The 17,010-nt window shown below is 47.3% G+C and carries 13 protein-coding genes; 2 read left to right on the top strand and 11 right to left on the bottom strand.

From position 1 onward, the window contains the following. Positions 1–71: 71 nt before the first annotated feature. The 4 genes from motS to ACQCVH_RS00625 form a co-directional block, all read right to left on the bottom strand. The gene (motS, locus tag ACQCVH_RS00640; protein ID WP_426834017.1) at positions 72–809 is read right to left on the bottom strand and encodes a flagellar motor protein MotS; all 738 of its coding nucleotides are present in this window, start codon (positions 807–809) and stop codon (positions 72–74) included. After that, complete coding sequence (gene motP / locus ACQCVH_RS00635; protein ID WP_426834016.1) at positions 799–1,617, bottom strand: flagellar motor protein MotP; 819 nt, start codon at positions 1,615–1,617, stop codon at positions 799–801. The genes motS and motP overlap by 11 nt, the downstream gene beginning before the upstream one ends. A 102-nt stretch (positions 1,618–1,719) precedes the next feature. Beyond that, positions 1,720–2,718 (bottom strand): catabolite control protein A, encoded by a 999-nt coding sequence (ccpA, locus tag ACQCVH_RS00630; RefSeq protein ID WP_426834015.1) that lies wholly within the window; start codon positions 2,716–2,718, stop codon positions 1,720–1,722. 607 nt (positions 2,719–3,325) lie between these two features. Next, a complete protein-coding gene (locus ACQCVH_RS00625) occupies positions 3,326–4,402 on the bottom strand; it encodes a bifunctional 3-deoxy-7-phosphoheptulonate synthase/chorismate mutase (RefSeq protein WP_035403260.1) in 1,077 nt (358 codons plus the stop codon). 245 nt (positions 4,403–4,647) lie between these two features. Between ACQCVH_RS00625 and ACQCVH_RS00620 the strand changes: the two genes are divergently transcribed. Further along, complete coding sequence (locus tag ACQCVH_RS00620) at positions 4,648–6,807, top strand: cell division protein FtsA (RefSeq protein WP_426834014.1); 2,160 nt, start codon at positions 4,648–4,650, stop codon at positions 6,805–6,807. 41 nt (positions 6,808–6,848) lie between these two features. On the opposite strand, the gene ytxJ is transcribed toward ACQCVH_RS00620, so the two are convergent. The 3 genes from ytxJ to ACQCVH_RS00605 form a co-directional block, all read right to left on the bottom strand. Then, positions 6,849–7,178 (bottom strand): bacillithiol system redox-active protein YtxJ, encoded by a 330-nt coding sequence (ytxJ, locus tag ACQCVH_RS00615; protein WP_224898355.1) that lies wholly within the window; start codon positions 7,176–7,178, stop codon positions 6,849–6,851. Between the two features lie 66 nt (positions 7,179–7,244). Beyond that, positions 7,245–7,745, bottom strand: a complete 501-nt coding sequence (locus ACQCVH_RS00610; RefSeq protein ID WP_426834013.1) for a YtxH domain-containing protein — start codon at positions 7,743–7,745, stop codon at positions 7,245–7,247. Positions 7,746–7,767: 22 nt separating this feature from the next. After that, positions 7,768–8,283: a DUF948 domain-containing protein gene (locus tag ACQCVH_RS00605; RefSeq protein WP_426834012.1), complete on the bottom strand. Its 516-nt coding sequence runs from the start codon at positions 8,281–8,283 to the stop codon at positions 7,768–7,770. A gap of 418 nt (positions 8,284–8,701) precedes the next feature. Here ACQCVH_RS00605 and ACQCVH_RS00600 point away from each other — a divergent pair, with 418 nt between their 5' ends. Further along, positions 8,702–9,817 (top strand): aminopeptidase, encoded by a 1,116-nt coding sequence (locus ACQCVH_RS00600; RefSeq protein ID WP_426834011.1) that lies wholly within the window; start codon positions 8,702–8,704, stop codon positions 9,815–9,817. Positions 9,818–9,924: 107 nt separating this feature from the next. Here ACQCVH_RS00600 and murC read toward each other — a convergent pair whose 3' ends face one another. The 4 genes from murC to ACQCVH_RS00580 form a co-directional block, all read right to left on the bottom strand. Beyond that, on the bottom strand, positions 9,925–11,220 hold the full coding sequence (gene murC, locus ACQCVH_RS00595) for a UDP-N-acetylmuramate--L-alanine ligase (protein WP_426834010.1): 1,296 nt from the start codon (positions 11,218–11,220) through the stop codon (positions 9,925–9,927). A 236-nt stretch (positions 11,221–11,456) separates the two neighbouring features. After that, entirely contained in the window at positions 11,457–12,101 is a 645-nt protein-coding gene (locus tag ACQCVH_RS00590) for a hypothetical protein (protein WP_426834009.1), read from the bottom strand. Between the two features lie 39 nt (positions 12,102–12,140). Beyond that, entirely contained in the window at positions 12,141–13,241 is a 1,101-nt protein-coding gene (locus ACQCVH_RS00585; RefSeq protein ID WP_426834008.1) for a nicotinate phosphoribosyltransferase, read from the bottom strand. A gap of 80 nt (positions 13,242–13,321) precedes the next feature. Beyond that, positions 13,322–16,699 (bottom strand): DNA translocase FtsK, encoded by a 3,378-nt coding sequence (locus tag ACQCVH_RS00580; RefSeq protein ID WP_426834007.1) that lies wholly within the window; start codon positions 16,697–16,699, stop codon positions 13,322–13,324. Positions 16,700–17,010: the final 311 nt, after the last annotated feature.

The raw sequence follows: 17,010 nt of genomic DNA, 5'->3' as shown, positions 1-17,010 counted from the left end.
CAGATGAAGGCAGAAAAAGGCTGTATCTCAAGAAACCATTCTAATGAGATACAGCCTTTTCCCTATTTCTCTCAATCTGTATTTTCCTCATAGCGGGGGTCTGAAATAATAACTTCAACCCGCCGGTTCTTTTCAAGGTTTTCCGCCGAATCATTCGGGACAAGCGGCCGGGTGTCTCCGTAGCCAACAGCAATAAAGCGTTTACTGTCAAGGCCTGTGCCTGCCAGATACCGTATGACGCTGCTTGCCCGCGCGGCAGATAGCTCCCAATTTGACGGATATCGGTAGGTGGCGATCGGCCTGTTGTCCGTGTGCCCCTCTACCTTCACAAGGTTCGGCATGTCGGCCAGCAAAGACCCCACCTTATCGAGAAAGCCGCTGTCCTTGTCTACGATTTCCGCTTCACCCGATTCAAACAGCACCTGCTCCTGAAGGACCAGCACCACCCCGCGCTCTGTCCGGTTGGCCACAATAACATCCTCAAGGCCGTTCTTTTCAAGATAGCCTTCCACTTCCTGCAGAAGGTTCTCCAGCCTCTCCTCTTCCTGCCTGTCCGATTCAGGCCCCTGATTCACGACATTATCGTCATTTTCAGTAGGATTTTCAAATGGGATGATCGATGGATAAAAATCCATGAACTGCTTGTCCTGAAACGATTCAGAAACCGCCTTGAATTTGACGATATCGATCTGTGACATTGAGAATAACAAAATAAAGAATACGAGAATCAGTGTGACAAGATCGGAGAATGTCACCATCCACCTCGGCGCACCCTTCGGCTCTGTTCTGGGGCGTCTATTAATCGCCATATTCTAAGGCCTCCGCTGATGCTTGAGCCTCATACTTCTCTTTTCTTTCCTGAGCAGAAAGGAAAGCGCCCAGCTTTTCTTCCAGCAGTCTCGGATTCTGCCCTGCCTGCACCCCCAGAACACCTTCAATGATGATTTGCTTCTGAAACACTTCCTTCTCCGTTTTCAGGAGAAGCTTGGCTGCCATCGGCAGGAAAACAAGATTGGCCAAAAGCGAACCATATAAGGTGGTGAGAAGGGCGATTGCCATATTCGGACCGAGGCTTGCAGGATCATTCAGATTCTTCAGCATCAGCACAAGTCCTATAAGAGTCCCGATCATCCCCCAGGCAGGTGCATATTCCCCCGCTTTATCCAGGATGCTCCTGCCCTTCCGATGTCTTTCCTCCATCGCCGCAATTTCGGCATTCATAATATCATTAATTACATCCGGCTCCAGCCCGTCGACCGCCAGCATGACACCCTTCCTGACAAAAGGATCTTCCATCTGTTCAATCTCGGGTTCCAGAGACAGCAGCCCTTCCCGGCGGGCCTTGTCCGATAGCTTGACAAATACATCGATGATCTCGGCCAAATTCTTTTCATCATTTGAAAAAGATTGGCGGACCACTGTAAAGGAATGCTTGATGTCCCTCAATGGAAAACTGACCAGCAGGCCGGAAACCAGTCCGCCAAGGACAATCAGTATAGAGGCGGGATCCACAAATGACAGAAAGCCGCTGAATCCCCCGTTTGTCATAATTCCAAAAACCAGCATTGCAAAACCGATAAACAAGCCAATCGGTGTAAGAGTATCGAGCTTTCTCATAATTCCTCTCCCTGGTCAGCTTATAATCCAATAACGCCTGTAGGCAGAATTTTCGGGCCCTGCCCTAATTCTGCCCGCTCTCTCTTTATATCGGCGCTATTATTATTTTGTTGAGTCGCGATATTCAATCCGGTGAGGCAGGACGACAATGTTTTCTGTTACTTTCTCTTTGTTCATGTATTTGGTCAAAAGGCGCATGGCAACCGCCCCGATATCATAAAGCGGCTGTACGACGCTCGTCAGCTGCGGCCTTACCATTAATGCAAGGCGCGTGTTGTCTGAGCTGATGACTTCAACGTCGTTAGGAACAGAAAAGCCTTTGTCCTCTGCACCATGGACGACGCCCAGCGCCATTTCATCAGAACCGGCAAAGATGGCTGTCGGCTTTGCAGATGCTTCGATCAGCTTTTCAAAAGCTTCTATTCCGGAATCGTACGTATAATCTCCTTCTGCAACGAGCTCTTCCTTATATTCAATGCCCGCTTCACTGAGTGCCCTTTTGTAGCCGGCAAGCTTTTTCGCCTCATTGATCGGTTCATGCAGCGGACCGATTGCAATCCCGATCTGCTTATGGCCTTTTTCAATGAAAGTCTGTACCGCATCATAAGCGGCCTGCTCGTAATTGATATTTACAGAAGGAATTTTCTCTGATTCCTCAATGGAACCGGCCAGAACGATCGGCACCGGGGATTTTTCGAATTCCTCCACATGTTCAGGCGTAATATTTCCGCCCATGAACACGATTCCATCCACTTGCTTGCCGAGCATTGTATTCAGCAGGTGAAGCTCTTTATCTTTATTCTGGTCAGAATTGCTCAGGATAATATTGTACTTGTACATCGTTGCAATATCCTCGATGCCCCTTGCCAGCTCTGCAAAGAAGGTGCTTGAAATATCCGGGATGATGACACCCACAGTGGTCGTTTTCTTGCTGGCAAGTCCCCTGGCGACAGCATTAGGGCGGTATCCGAGCCTCTCGATGACCTCAAGCACCTTTTTCCTTGTCGCTGGTTTTACATTTGGATTCCCGTTCACTACCCGGGAAACCGTTGCCATTGAAACATTTGCTTCACGGGCAACATCATAGATTGTTACATTCATTTAAAACACTCCTTTTTCACTTGAACATTCCTCTTTTATCACACTGTCTCGGTATTCTTTGCCAGTCAGCTTTATTAATAAAAGGCTTTGTTAAAATTGTTATTGATTTTGGGCTCATTTTAGCCAGATATTCATCCTGCAGCCAAGAAAGCGAGCTTTCTAGGCTGCAGGATGAATATCTGGCAGCATTTCAGCTGTGCTGAAATGCGTGTGAAACAAAGTTTCACACGAATGAGCCCAAAATCATCAAGGTACACTAACACAGCCTAATAAAAAGAAAAATATAATATAATTTTGCCATACATTTTTAAGTTCATTACTTATGTTGTCCTGATATTCCAAACAGTAACGCAATTTTCCTGCTTGTGAATAACTAAACTTGTCTAATTATGTCTTTAATCATACGACAGACAGGCGTTTGCCGCAATGTAAAGCCCTTTTATTTTACAAAAAAGCGGGGAATTATTCAAAGACATCACTCCGTAAATGCCAAAACCTCTTTATTTTGTGCAAATATTCTTCCTGTCATAGAAAAGGGCTCCCCTGAAAAAAATCAGAAGAGCCCTTTTTATATAGCCGGCTAAGGAATATCCCAGCAGCCTCTGCCTTATACTTTTACAAAGGATGAAGCCTTGAGCTGTGCCATGAAATCGTCAAACTGATTCAGGTCCATCTGCTGTGCTGAATCTGAGAGAGCCACCGCAGGATCAGGGTGGACTTCGGCCATGACGCCGTCTGCGCCGATTGCAAGCGCTGCTTTGGCAGTTGGAAGTAGCAGATCCCTTCTTCCTGTTGAGTGGGTGACATCGACCATAACAGGAAGATGCGTTTCCTGCTTCAGGATTGGCACCGCAGAAATATCAAGGGTATTTCTTGTTGCACGTTCATATGTGCGGATTCCCCTCTCGCAGAGGATGATCTGCCCATTGCCCTGAGCCATGATATATTCAGCAGCATTGATGAATTCTTCAATGGTAGCCGCAAGGCCCCTCTTAAGCAATACCGGTTTATTGGCTGCACCCGCTGCTTTCAGGAGCTCAAAGTTCTGCATATTCCTTGCACCGATCTGGATGACATCCAGATATTCTGAAGCCGTTTCGATATCAGCCGGATTGACTATCTCACTGATGACGGCCAGGTCATACTCATCTGCAACCCTCTTAAGGATTTTCAGGCCTTCAAGTCCCAGCCCCTGGAAATCATAAGGAGAGGTTCTAGGCTTGTAGGCACCGCCGCGGAGAAGCTTCATGCCTTTAGCCTTTACGGCTGCCGCAACTGTAGCCACCTGTTCATAGGACTCGACAGCACATGGTCCAAAGACAAAGTGCGGGTTGCCGTCGCCGATTTTTTCGCCTCTTAAATCGACAATGGTATTTTCAGGCTTTTTCTTCCGGGATACAAGGAGCGCTTTGCGGTGGTCATCTTTCTGCAGTTCAAGCCCTGCCTTAAAGATTTCCTTGAAAAGATGCTCGATCGTTGAGTTTTCAAACGGCCCTTCGTTATGTTCTTTAATGGAATCCAGCATTTTTCTTTCACGGACAGGGTCATAGCGGTTAACTCCTTGAGTTTCCTTAACCCTACCGATTTCCTGAACAAGGCTTGCCCTCTCGCTGATCAATGATAAAAGCTGAAGATTGATTTCCTCTACTCGTTCGCGCAGCTGATCTAATTCTTTATTGCTCATCATGTCCCGTCCCTTCTCTTTGGCTGAACCGAAGTATTGCGCCTTAAATTAGTATCCGCAACGGTTCTTCTTTATCGGCCTGTTAAAATATGATACATTTTTTATAATTAGGGATTATTATATATGAATTAACTGCCAATGTCACGTATTTTTTCTTTATTAGTTAAACGCTTTTAAGCATTAAAGAAATATATCTGTGCAGATGGGCTTAAGTTTCCTCTATCCTGTAAAAGAAGGTGCATCCTTTGCTTAAAAATAAAATATTTGCCCTTGATATCGGTACCCGTTCAGTGGTCGGAATCATCCTGGAAGAGCAGGACGGGCAGTTCAAAGTAATAGATATCCACACGAAAGAACATAAAGAACGCGCCATGCTTGATGGACAGATCCATGACGTCATCTCTGTATCCAAAATCATCACTGAGATTAAGGAAGACCTTGAAGCCGCCCACGGCCCCTTAAAAAAAGTCTGCGTTGCAGCTGCCGGAAGGGCCCTCAAAACTAAAAGGGCTCAGGCATCCGTCAACATCACCGGCAAGCCGATAATACAGAAGGATGATATCCTTCACCTTGAGCTGAGCGCGGTACAGCAGGCGCAGGCAGAAGTAGCGGAAGAGCAGAAGACGGATAAAAGCCACTATTATTATTGTGTCGGATACTCTGTGCTGCATTACAGGCTGGATGGTGAAGAAATTGGCAATCTCATTGATCAGCAGGGAGAAGAAGCTTCAGTCGATATCATCGCAACATTCCTTCCCAGAGTGGTCGTTGAGTCGCTGATTTCTGCCCTCCACCGTGCCGGCCTTGAAATGCAGGCTCTTACACTCGAGCCTATTGCCGCCATCAATGTCCTCATCCCGCCTTCCATGAGGAGGCTGAACGTTGCGCTTGTTGACATCGGGGCAGGTACTTCGGATATTGCCCTGACAGATACCGGAACTGTCATTGCTTATGGTATGGTCCCTGTAGCAGGGGATGAGATTACGGAATCGCTCAGTGATCAGCTTCTTCTCGATTTCCCTTTGGCTGAAGAAGCAAAACGGAGTCTGCTTGATCACAGTACGATCAAAACGACAGATATTCTCGGCTTTGAAACAGAATGGGCAAGTGAAGATATTATTTCACAAATTGAACCGGCAATCGAAAAGCTTGCAGATTCGATTTGTAATGAAATTCTGCAGCTCAATAATCATAAATCTCCCAAGGCCGTAATGCTTGTAGGGGGCGGGAGTCTTACGCCGCGCCTGCCGCAAATGGTGGCAGCCCGCCTGCATCTCCCGGAGAACCGGGTTGCTATCAGGGGAATTGATGCAGTCGCTTCCCTGGCCTTCGCCGATCATATATTAAAAGGTCCTGATCTTGTCACACCGGTTGGGATAGCGATAGCGGCCTTGCAGTCTCCTGTCCAATACAGGACAATCTATGTAAATGACCTGCCTGTCCGCCTTTTTGAAGTGAAAAAATTGACAGTGGGCGACTGCCTCCTTGCTGCCGGAATCAAAATGAGCAAGCTGTATGGAAAGCCTGGAATGGCCAAAATCATTTCCCTGAATGGCCTCAGCATTACGATACCCGGAGAGCACGGCAATCCGCCTGTTCTTCTGCAAAATGGCTCTGCCTGTTCTCTGGATGACGGGGTCAGGGATGGAGATATGCTGACAGTTGCCAGGGGAGCTGATGGAAGAGCATCTTTTCTTAAAGTTAAAGATCTGGTCGATACCATTCCGGATAAACACGTAAAAGTTAACGGGAAGGACTATACCGTCCAAGCAATCATTTCCAAGAACGGTATAGCAGCGTCTCCGGATGATTCTGTGGAGGACCGCGACAAAATTGAATGCAGAAGTGCTGACAGCATTGAATCGGTATTAAAGGCTCTGAGCTTGGAAGACTTATTAAAAAGCATAAAGCCATTCCATCTGAGAATTAACGGGAAAGAAACTTACATCCCTTCCCTTTCCGGAAGGCTCACCCGAAACGGGATCGATGCAAAGCCCGGAAGCAGCTGTGAGGACAGGGACGTAATCGAGGCCGCCGGAAGGAATCAGACAACAGTGGCTGAATTGGCTGAAAAGAAGCAGCTCTCACTGGAACGGACATTGCCAGTCTTCTTTAATGGAGAGCGCATTACCCTAAAGAGGGAGGCAGTCGAGATCTGGCGCGGAGATATGAAACTGGATGCTGAAAGTATCATCAGGAGCGGGGATTCGATCCTGATCAGGCAACTGCCTGAAGAACCATTCATTTTCCAGGATCTTTTCACTTATGTTGAAGTAAAGCCGCCCGCTCATGCAGCCGGCAGCTTTGAATTGATTAAGAACGGAAGGAAATGTTCCTTCCATGAACCGGTAAACGCAGGGGACACCCTCCATATCCACTGGCCTGAGCATATTAAGGTTAAATAAATCAGAAAGGCCGTCCCTTTACGGGAACGGCCTTTTTGTATTCAGCTGTTTTCACTTACAGCCTTTGCCAGTGAATCCTCTGTTATTTTCCAATGGGATGCATGCCATACAACGTCTTTGTTCGAGAAAAGGATCGCCTGGGGAGATTCATGCTTGATATGATACTCCTCAGCCACATGATTGGAAACCGGACGGGCACCCTGTACAGTCAGAAAATAAGCAGGAACGCTGCTGTTTGCAGACGTGAAGCTTTCATACTCTTCATACGCCGCCTGGCTGACAGGGCAGGTGGTGCTGTGCTTCAGCAGAAAGACCGGGCTCTTTTCTTCTAAAATGCTATTAAATTCTTCAATTGAATGTATTTGTTTCATCTTATTTCCTCCTGAAATTAAGAATGCGGCAGAGTCATTTTAACACTCCGCCGCCTGATTTCCTAATTATCGGTATTTCATTTCTGTTTCATCAAAAGCGTTCTTTGTTTCCTCCAGCTTCTGCTGTATGCTTTCCCCATCCTCTTCTGAAAGCATTGCAGCCGAGCCGGAAGGCACTGTTTCGGTGAACGCCTCCTCTTCTTCGCTGGAATCATCAGATTGGCTGCCGGACTTTCCTGACATGCCCTTCACCTTTTCAACCAGGCCTGAAGACTGCTTGGATACGCTCTGGGTGAGAGTGCTGGTCTTTTCTTTTGCTGCAGAAGCCAGCTCAGACCCTTTTGTCATAGCCGTCTCTTTAAGATGGCCGGTTTTTTCCTTCAGCACTGCAGCCTGCTCATTCAGGTCTGTCCTCAGCTCTTTCCCTGTCTTGGGAGCCAGGAATAACGCTGCTGCTGCCCCCACCATTCCGCCGACAAGGGCACCAATCAGAAAATCCTTGGAATTAATATTGTCTTCCTGCCTTGTTTCGTTTGCCTGCGTATTCATTCTTTCATTGTAAGCCATGTGGGATCCTCCTACACTTCCATTAATATTTTGCTCTTTCTCTTTCCCGGGCTCTCACAGCCGCTCTTTCTACTGCTCTCTCTGCGGGCGGTATATCTTCAATATGGTTTTGAAGCGGAGAAGACTGCTGCTTGCGGAGCTTCCACTTGTCTTTCAGCTCAAGGAATACATTGCTCCATTGCACCACCTGGGAGATTTTATCCTTGTTTTGTTCAACCTGCGTATTAACAGAAGAAGAAATAGACTGAATCGTGCCGTTGAACTTCCTAACAGAATCTCCGACATCCCTTACCGCGTTGACAACCCCATTAAGGCTTTCCGATTTCTGCTGAATGTCGCTTGCAAGGGCATTCGTCTTATGAAGCAGAACAGTGGTCTCACGGGTTACACCGTCCAGCTGCTGTTCAAGTCCATCTAAGGTAGTAGACACACTATCCAAGGTAGTCGCCAGGGATTTCAATGTCCGGGACAGGAAAATGACGAGCACTAAAAAGGCTACTGCTATTAAAGCCACGCTCAAATATAGAATAATTTCCAAAAGAAGCACCTCCATGATTGTTATATATTTATTCTATTACCCGGGGATAAGCACCCTAAACCAAGGGCGTCCTTGTAAGTAATTCCATTATGCGGCTTTAATCTCCTGCTTTTTACGGCATATTGCTTTTCAATTTTCAGGCTGTGTTAAACATTACTGCTGAATCTATGGCTCATTTAGCCAGATGTTTATCCATCCGCTGAAAGACGTGTGAACCAGAGTTAAACACCGATGAGCCCACAGAACACTAACAGAGCTTAATTCTAAGATAGACTATGTACGAAAAACATTATATCCATCAGCATGGAGCTTATGCAAGTCCCATCAGGTGAATAGCCTTCAGCGCAATCATTTACAGCAGAAAAAAACTTTTTCGGGTACAATAATAGCTGTACGAAGAAATGAAGGAGGAATCAGGATGAAAGATCCCCGGATTCAAACATTGGCAAAAAATTTGATTAATTATTCAGTGCGCCTTCAAAAAGGCGAGAAGGTCTTGATCGAGAACTTTGGTCTCCAGCGTGAGCTTGTTACTGCACTTGTTGCAGAAGCATATGCAGCGGGAGGCTATCCATTTGTGCTTCTGAAAGACCAGCAGGTTGACAGGGCGCTTTTACTTGGGGCTCAGGATGAGCAGTTCAATATGATGGCTGACTTTGAAGCGAACGTGATGGGCAAGATGGATGCTTATATTGGCCTGAGATCCGGAGATAACATCAATGAACATGCCGATGTGCCGGATGATAAAATGAAAATCCACGGCAGCACGATCGGCAAGAAAGTCCACAGGGAAATCCGCGTGCCAAAAACAAAATGGGTTGTACTGAGATATCCTAACGCTTCAATGGCACAGCTTGCGAAAATGAGCACAGAGGCGTTCGAGGATTTCTATTTTGATGTCTGCAATCTGGATTACGGCAAGATGGACAAAGCGATGGACAGCCTTGTAGAGCTTATGGACAAAACAGACAAAGTAAGGCTGACCGGCCCTGGGACAGACTTGACTTTCTCCATTAAGGATATTCCGGCAATTAAATGCTCCGGGCAGATGAATATCCCTGACGGCGAAGTCTATACGGCTCCTGTGAAAGATTCTGTTAACGGCGTTATTACATATAATACCCCATCGCCTTATCACGGATTTACTTTTGAAAATGTCAAACTCACCTTTAAGGATGGAAAGATTGTTGAGGCTACAGCAAATGATACAGACAGGATCAACAAGATCTTTGATACAGATGAAGGCGCCCGCTATATCGGGGAATTTGCCATCGGCGTGAACCCTTATATCCTCCATCCGATGCAGGACATTCTGTTTGATGAAAAAATCGATGGAAGTTTCCACTTTACGCCAGGGCAATGCTATGATGAAGCCTATAACGGCAATTCCTCCAATATTCACTGGGATATGGTCAACATCCAGCGCCCGGACTATGGCGGAGGGGAAATCTACTTTGACGATGTTCTGATCCGCAAGGACGGAAGATTCGTAATCCCGGAACTCGAAGCATTGAATCCGGAGAACCTTAAATAGAGCAAACAAAAAGGATGCAGCAAAATCTGCATCCTTTTTCTATGTAGCCAGCCGGACGGATCCGGAGAGCGCCGTGAGACAGCCTGCCCAGCGCTCCTGCACGGAACTTATAAGGTGCCCTCGTAGGCTTCCTGGAATTTCTGGATGTCTCCCGCTCCCATAAAGAGGATGACACTGTTTTCGTGCTGTTTCAGCGCACTTGTATCTTCTTCTTTTATGATCTCTGAGCTTGGGATCCTGTCCTGAAGATCTGTGATGGTCAGCTTTCCATGGTTTTCCCTTGCTGAGCCAAAAATATCGCAAAGATAAACTTTATCAGCTTTATTAAGGCTTTCCGCAAAGTCATCCAGGAACGTCTGTGTCCTTGTAAAGGTATGAGGCTGGAATACAGCCACTATTTCTTTTTCCGGATATTTCTGCCTGGCTGCCTCAACCGTCGCTCGTATCTCCGTCGGGTGATGGGCATAGTCGTCAATGATAACCTGGCCAGCCACTTTCTTCTCCGAAAATCTTCTTTTCACTCCCTCAAATGACAGCAGGAGATCTTTGACGATTTCCGAACCAATTTCTTCATAATGGCAAAGTGCGATAACGGCCAATGAATTCAGTACATTATGGTCGCCGAACTGAGGGATTGAGAAAGTATCATAAAAAGTGTTGCGCACAAAAACATCAAAGGTTGTTCCTTCCGTGCTTTTGACGACATTGCGGGCCTGGAAGTCATTCTCCTCGCCAAAGCCGTAGAACAGGACAGGAACCTTTGCCTGGATCTTTTGCAGCTGCTCATCATCTCCGCATGCAAAAATACCCTTATTCACCTGCCATGACATCTCCTGGAATGCAGAGAACACATCATCAATATTGGCGAAATAATCAGGGTGGTCAAAATCTATATTCGTCATGATTGCATAATCAGGGAAATATGAAAGAAAATGCCTTCTATATTCGCAGGCTTCAAAAACGAAATATTCAGCATCGGCATCCCCTCTGCCCGTTCCGTCCCCAATGAGGAAGGAAGTAGGTCTTGCTCCCTTCATAACATGGGCCAGCAGCCCTGTAGTGGAGGTCTTGCCATGCGCCCCAGTAACAGCTACACTGGTAAACTTCTTCATAAAGTCTCCAAGGAAGCGGTGGTAGCGGACGATCGGAAGGCCGAGCTTCATGGCTTCCTGGATTTCTTCATGCGTATCCGGGTACGCATTGCCTGCTATAACGGTCATTCCAGGCTGTATGTTTTCCTTTTGGAAAGGAAGGATCTTTATTCCTGACTGTTCAAGCGAAATCTGTGTAAAAAAACGCTTTTCTACATCAGATCCCTGAACATGATAATTCATATCATGAAGGACTTGAGCCAAGGCGCTCATTCCAGACCCTTTTATACCTACAAAATGGTAAATAGTCATATAAAGAACCTCCAACTGTCGTCTATCTGTAACACAGTATATGATATCTGAATATATTTTGCTCATAACTTCATTACGGACAAACGTTTCCTGCATAAGCAGATTAAAGTATTATATCATCTTTCAAGCACAAACACTATGTAGCACTTGGCCCAGCCAGCCATAAGAAGCGGTTAGCATGGGCTTAGGCCGGCATCATATGGATAAAATTAGCAGACATAGCAGCAGGGAAGGTCTCAAATAGCCCCCTCCCTGAACAGTAAAACAAGAGCAGACTTTTTTAAAAACGCCCTCCAGGTCATGCCTTCCCCAGAAGCCATCAATTCTTTGTACCGCTCAACAACGGCGTCTGCATTGTTCATTGGAAAAGCAGGACCAAAACAAAAATTCCGGGTGAAAACCGGTATGCACCTGATCCAATAGGAGCGCCTCTCCTCAAGATTGATGCTGTCTGCAGCCTTCAGCTGAAGCTTTTCCCCGCTCAGGATGTCAAAGGCAGCAAGATTCTCTCCTTCTGCCCTTTCAATCTTTACAGGCTGGAGGACAGAGCTGAGGAAAAGGGCTCCCTGAATGAGATCAGCCTCGGCCAATTGGCCGGAGTCCCGGCGGAGGAAAAGGTTAAACATCGTGGAGCCCCTGATGCTTATATAATCGAATAAGAACCAGTCCTCAAACACATCTTCCTGTTCACTGCTGAAAGGGATTCCGCCCGGGAGGCCCGCTGTTTCCCGGAAAATATGGCGGGCACGGACCTTTTCCCTAATGTTGGCATTCACTGCAGAATCCCTCTGTGCTTTCCTGTAAAGGGCCAGAGCATTCTCTTCGCCTATGGCCTGTTTTTGTTTGCGGTAGGCTTCCAAGTCTTCTATTGAATTCTCCATATCCGGCTCCTCCTCCCATTCCACAGGGCCGAAAATGAATCAGAGCTCTACCTTTTCCAGCCGCGGATTCGGCCTGTATCGCCTTCCTGCTTTTGCCGCATGCTTGCCATTGATCAGCACATTGTCTCCTGTGAAGCCGATATTGATTTTCAGCAGGCTGTTGCCGATGCCGTATGTATCGACAGGCACACCGTTTTCTTCAAAATCCTGGATTCTTGTTTCATTAAAGCCGCCGCTGACGACAATTTTAACATGATTGAACCCTTCATCATCCAGCGCTTTCCGCAATGCAAAAATCAGTTCTGCATTAACTCCTCTCGGATCAAAGGTCCCGAGAAGATGCTGATTCCTCAGGAAATATTGGTCGATCATTGTCCTGGAGGTATCAACACGGACACCCTTCAGCTCATCGCCGAATTCTCTCGCAACCTTCAGGGAATCTGTTATGGCATCATTATTATAATCAACAAGCGCAATCAGGGCATCCTCAGGGTATGTCTCCTGATATGCTTTGGTTGCTGCCACCAGATCCCCGTCAAACATCTGGATAAGGGCATGCGGCATCGTCCCCATCCCCTGCTTGCCCCACCATTCGTTCATGGCATGGGTAGCCTGGGCAGTCGCCCCGCCTATATGGGCGGCATAGCCGTCTCCGGCCTGGGTGATATAATGGTCATCCCGGTCACCCATGAAAATGACCTGCTTTTGCCTGCCTGACGTTCCTGCCGCCTTGACCGTGTTATACACATTAGTGGCAACAGAAGTCCTTCTTGCCAGGATGCCGTCAATGATCCCCTCAAGATAGCCGAAGCTCTGATAGGGACCGGTAATCGTCATGACCGTTTCGAATGGGCTGATTTTATCTCCGTCTTTTAAAGAAAAGATCTCCAGCTCCTCCGGATTTTCTGCAAAAGTATGGATCAGTGCAATCACTTCATCGGTGCCGCAAAGGACAGCATGGCTTTTCTGGAAAAATTGCATTGTCACGATATTATCTTTGTGATGTTTCCTGACAATTTCCCGTGTCTTTAAGAAATAGACAGCTGAAAACCAGCCGTCTCTTACTCTTTCATCAAATTTAAAAGTCTTATTTGTAAGCCGCTTGATCTTGCCTTGAATCTTTAGCTCAATTTCTTTCATCCTAAAGCTCCTCATACCAAATCAGTTATAACTACCGTTATTTTTAGTATTCTTTACATGCATGTAAAGAATACCACGTATTATATCATTGTACTAGTGTCTTGCATGGCTTCAAGGTCTGTTTCCGTGATCAGCACATCACGCGGCTTGCTTCCTTTTGCCTCAGAAATGTAGCCGCAGTCCTCCATCATGCCAATCAGCCTTGCAGCACGGTTATAGCCGATCTTAAAGCGCCTCTGGACACTTGAGGTCGATGCGCTGCCCTGATCGACAACATACTCGCACGCCTCGTAGAAAAGCTCATCTTCCTCCTCGGTTGCCTGTGCTTTTTTCAGGAGCTCTTCCTGTTCAAATAAATAATCCGGCTTACGCTGGCTCCTCGCATGGGCGACGACTTCATCAATCTCTGCATCGGACACATAAGTTCCCTGAAGCCTGACCGGCTTTGATGACCCATTTTCCAGGAAAAGCATATCTCCCCTGCCCAGGAGCTTTTCGGCACCGCTGATGTCAATGATGGTGCGTGAATCCACCTGAGAGGATACTGAAAACGCCACCCTTGTCGGAACATTGGCTTTAATCAGGCCGGTAATGACATCAACAGACGGCCTTTGTGTGGCGATGATCAAATGAATGCCGCATGCCCTCGCCTTTTGGGCGATCCGGCAGATTGCTTCCTCAACATCTGCCGGAGACATCATCATCAGGTCGGCAAGCTCATCAATGACAATGACAATGAACGGAAGCTTGTCAGAATAGCGCTTATGCTGTTCAGCCACCTGATTGAAGCGGTTGATATCCCTGACTCCTGCGTGGGCAAACAGCTCATAGCGGCGCTCCATCTCTTCCACCGCCCATTTCAGTGCTGCAGTGGCGGCCTTCACATCTGTAATGACCGGGCTGACGAGATGGGGTATCTGGTTGTATGGAGCAAGCTCGACCATTTTCGGATCGATCAGCAGCAGCTTCAGCTCATCCGGCGATGCCTTATATAGAAGGCTGACAAGAATTGAGTTGATGCAGACGCTTTTTCCGGATCCGGTTGCACCGGCAATCAGTCCATGGGGCATCTTCCTGAGATCAGTGACGATCGGGCTTCCCGAGATGTCCAGCCCAAGGACTGCCGTCAAAGGCGATTCGCCATCCCTGAACACAGGAGTGTTGATGATCTCACTGATCAATACCGGTCTGCTCTTCTGGTTCGGAACCTCAATTCCGATTGTATGCTTGCCCGGGATCGGCGCTTCCATCCGGATATCCCTGGCAGCCAGGCTGAGCTTGATATCATCAGTCAGGTTCGTGATTTTATTCACTTTCACGCCGGGCTCAGGCTGAACCTCAAATCGGGTAACAGAAGGCCCCTGGGTCACATTAACAACCTTTGCCCTGACATTGAAATTCTTCAGTGTCAGATTAAGGAATTCCTCCTGCTCCAGCAGCCACTCCTCATTGTCCTCAGGAATGACTGGGGGGGCAAGCAGGCTTTTTGCCGGGAATTCATAAGATTTGTATTTCGGCTCTCCTGTCTGTTCTAAAAGGGCAGGTTCCGCCGGCTGGCCATCCAGATGGAATCCGTCCGGTTTCTGATGGCTCCATGCTTGTGACTGTTCATCTGGCTCTTCAGCCTGCTGCTGTGATTGAACGGGTTCTGACGCTAACACAGTTTCATTGGACTGTGAAGCATATTTATAATCAGAAGCGCGGACATTTTCCTCCTGGCATACCTGTTCATTTGTATTTGCAGGTGCTTCATTCCCAATTGCTTCTTCTGTATTTTCCCGGGTGACAGGCATTTGTTTTACACCGGCATTTTGTTCTTTTATCTTTTGCTCTGCAATCCTTCTATCCTGCTTCAGCATAATCACATTGAATGGCAGGGGCGATCTTGGCTTTGGCTTAGGCTCTTCTTCAGCCTTGGCCGGTATGTCCCCGCTGGTTTCCCCGGCCCTTTCCTCTTCAGTTTCCGGCTCAGCCTCATACAGTTGCAGGGCAGATGCTGCTTCATGCAGGCCCGTTTCCCGGGAACCCTGTTCACCTTTCACAGAACCCATTTGGAGCTCAGCATTTTTTTCTTCATGGTTCTGGGACAGTTCTGCCTCTTCTGCTGACACCTCTTTAAGATCTTCTGCTCCTTTATCAATTTCAGCCTTATCCAGAGAATCCTCAGGATCGTCCGCAGATTCCGGCACTGCTGCCAAATTAAGCAGAGCCGGCTCTGTTCCGGCTGGGTTATATGGAATATTATATTCTTCAGTTTCTATTCCAGTCAGCTCAGCATCTTCGAGCAGAGATGCATCATTTCTGCCAGCCGCCAGCGGTCCACCGGCATCATCATCCAGCGGTCCACCGGCATCATCATCCAGCGCTTCATCCGCCTCAAAATCTAAATTGGAAGCCGGGGCAGTATTATAGCCGGCCACTGGAATGCTGCTGTCCGGAACCTCGGGGTTACTGCTGGCAATCCCTGTGTCAACGTCAGCCAGCGGCGGGGTTTCAAAGCTCCTGTCAGCTTCAATCCTGTTTGCTTTCACATCTGCGTAGGAATCCCCACTTTCAGGCATCACATGCTCCTGCCCAGCTTCTGTTGTCACGATATGTTCATCTTCCTGCAATTCTGCAGAAAAAGCTTTCTCAGCAGCTGGATTGAAAAGGCCGCCGGTATATGTGTCCTTATCCATGATCATACCAGGACTTTCTTCCGCCCTGCCTGGCACGGCAGATGCTTCTTCGTATCCTACCCGTAAATCAGGGCTGATGGTTCCCTTCAGGTCAGTGATGCCTTCCGGCTGCTCTTCAGGCACTGGCTCCAGCGTATGATCCAAAATTTTGCTTTCTTCTTCCCGGCCGCCGCCAAGGACCGTTTTCTTCAGGAAATCAATATCATCGAAAAATGGCGCGTTTTTCTCCTGTCCGAAGCTATTCATCTCATAGACTACCGATTCATCCTTTTTCTTTGGCCGTTCGAACCCGTATATCGGTGAAGGAATTTCCGTTGGCCTGAAGGGGCGCCGGTGGCGGTTGTCTATCGGCGCCTCGCTTTTGCTTTTTTTGGATGGCTCCGAAAAATATTCCTGCTGCTCCGAATAAGATTCCTGCTGCTCCGGCTGACGTTTATTTCTTTTTCCTTGATTAGGATTATCATTCAGCGGGCCGGACTTTTCCCGCTCATGATTCCAGGTTCCTGACGCCGGCCGCTCCCTTTGGCTACTCCGCGGATTTTGTCCAGGACTTTCCGGCTTTTCTCCGGGTCTCCTTTCCTTACCCGGGGAGCCTTCATCAGGGATAAGCGGAAATCTGAACTGACCCTTAGGGTACTGGTAGAGAATCCTGGCCTCGATCTCACGGCCATCTCTGTCTTTTTTCGGTTTTGCCGGTTCTATGTACGGCTGCTCTTCTTCCGTTTCTTTATACTCGTCTTCATTATTAAACACGCGGAATAGTTTTTTTATCCAACTCAATATTAATCACTCTTTCTTAAAGGCTGTTTAGGCAAAGCTGTCGGTGTATTTGGATGCTCAATTTCCTGGTACAAAGGCAGAATAACCCTTAAGCTGCAGATAAAAGAGCAGCTTATTTTTCCTACCCCTTTATTTTATCAGCTATTCATAAAAATTCGAGTCAAAAAGAGAGAATGAGCCTTTTTATAGGCTTTATGGGTTAAATTGCCACAGTTTGAACCCGCATGCTTATACTTTTGGCATAATCAGTTTAACATCGGGTTTACAACTGTTACAGGCAGTGTAACCTGCAGGCTTCTCCCTGTTAATCA

Origin of the sequence: Bacillus infantis, assembly GCF_050107595.1 — a bacterium.
Classification (GTDB): domain Bacteria; phylum Bacillota; class Bacilli; order Bacillales; family Cytobacillaceae; genus Bacillus_AB; species Bacillus_AB infantis_C.
Note: the sequence above shows the minus strand (reverse complement) of the source record. Positions and strands in the feature narration are given on the sequence as shown.

Excerpts from the sequence above, each read along its gene's own strand:
- motS (WP_426834017.1), bottom strand. The coding sequence starts at position 809 with ATGGCGATTAATAGACGCCCCAGAACAGAGCCGAAGGGTGCGCCGAGG.
- murC (WP_426834010.1), bottom strand. The coding sequence starts at position 11,220 with ATGACTATTTACCATTTTGTAGGTATAAAAGGGTCTGGAATGAGCGCC.
- ACQCVH_RS00625 (WP_035403260.1), bottom strand. The coding sequence starts at position 4,402 with ATGAGCAATAAAGAATTAGATCAGCTGCGCGAACGAGTAGAGGAAATC.
- ACQCVH_RS00590 (WP_426834009.1), bottom strand. The coding sequence starts at position 12,101 with ATGGAGAATTCAATAGAAGACTTGGAAGCCTACCGCAAACAAAAACAG.
- ACQCVH_RS00585 (WP_426834008.1), bottom strand. The coding sequence starts at position 13,241 with ATGAAAGAAATTGAGCTAAAGATTCAAGGCAAGATCAAGCGGCTTACA.
- motP (WP_426834016.1), bottom strand. The coding sequence starts at position 1,617 with ATGAGAAAGCTCGATACTCTTACACCGATTGGCTTGTTTATCGGTTTT.
- ytxJ (WP_224898355.1), bottom strand. The coding sequence starts at position 7,178 with ATGAAACAAATACATTCAATTGAAGAATTTAATAGCATTTTAGAAGAA.
- ACQCVH_RS00610 (WP_426834013.1), bottom strand. The coding sequence starts at position 7,745 with ATGGCTTACAATGAAAGAATGAATACGCAGGCAAACGAAACAAGGCAG.
- ccpA (WP_426834015.1), bottom strand. The coding sequence starts at position 2,718 with ATGAATGTAACAATCTATGATGTTGCCCGTGAAGCAAATGTTTCAATG.
- ACQCVH_RS00600 (WP_426834011.1), top strand. The coding sequence starts at position 8,702 with ATGAAAGATCCCCGGATTCAAACATTGGCAAAAAATTTGATTAATTAT.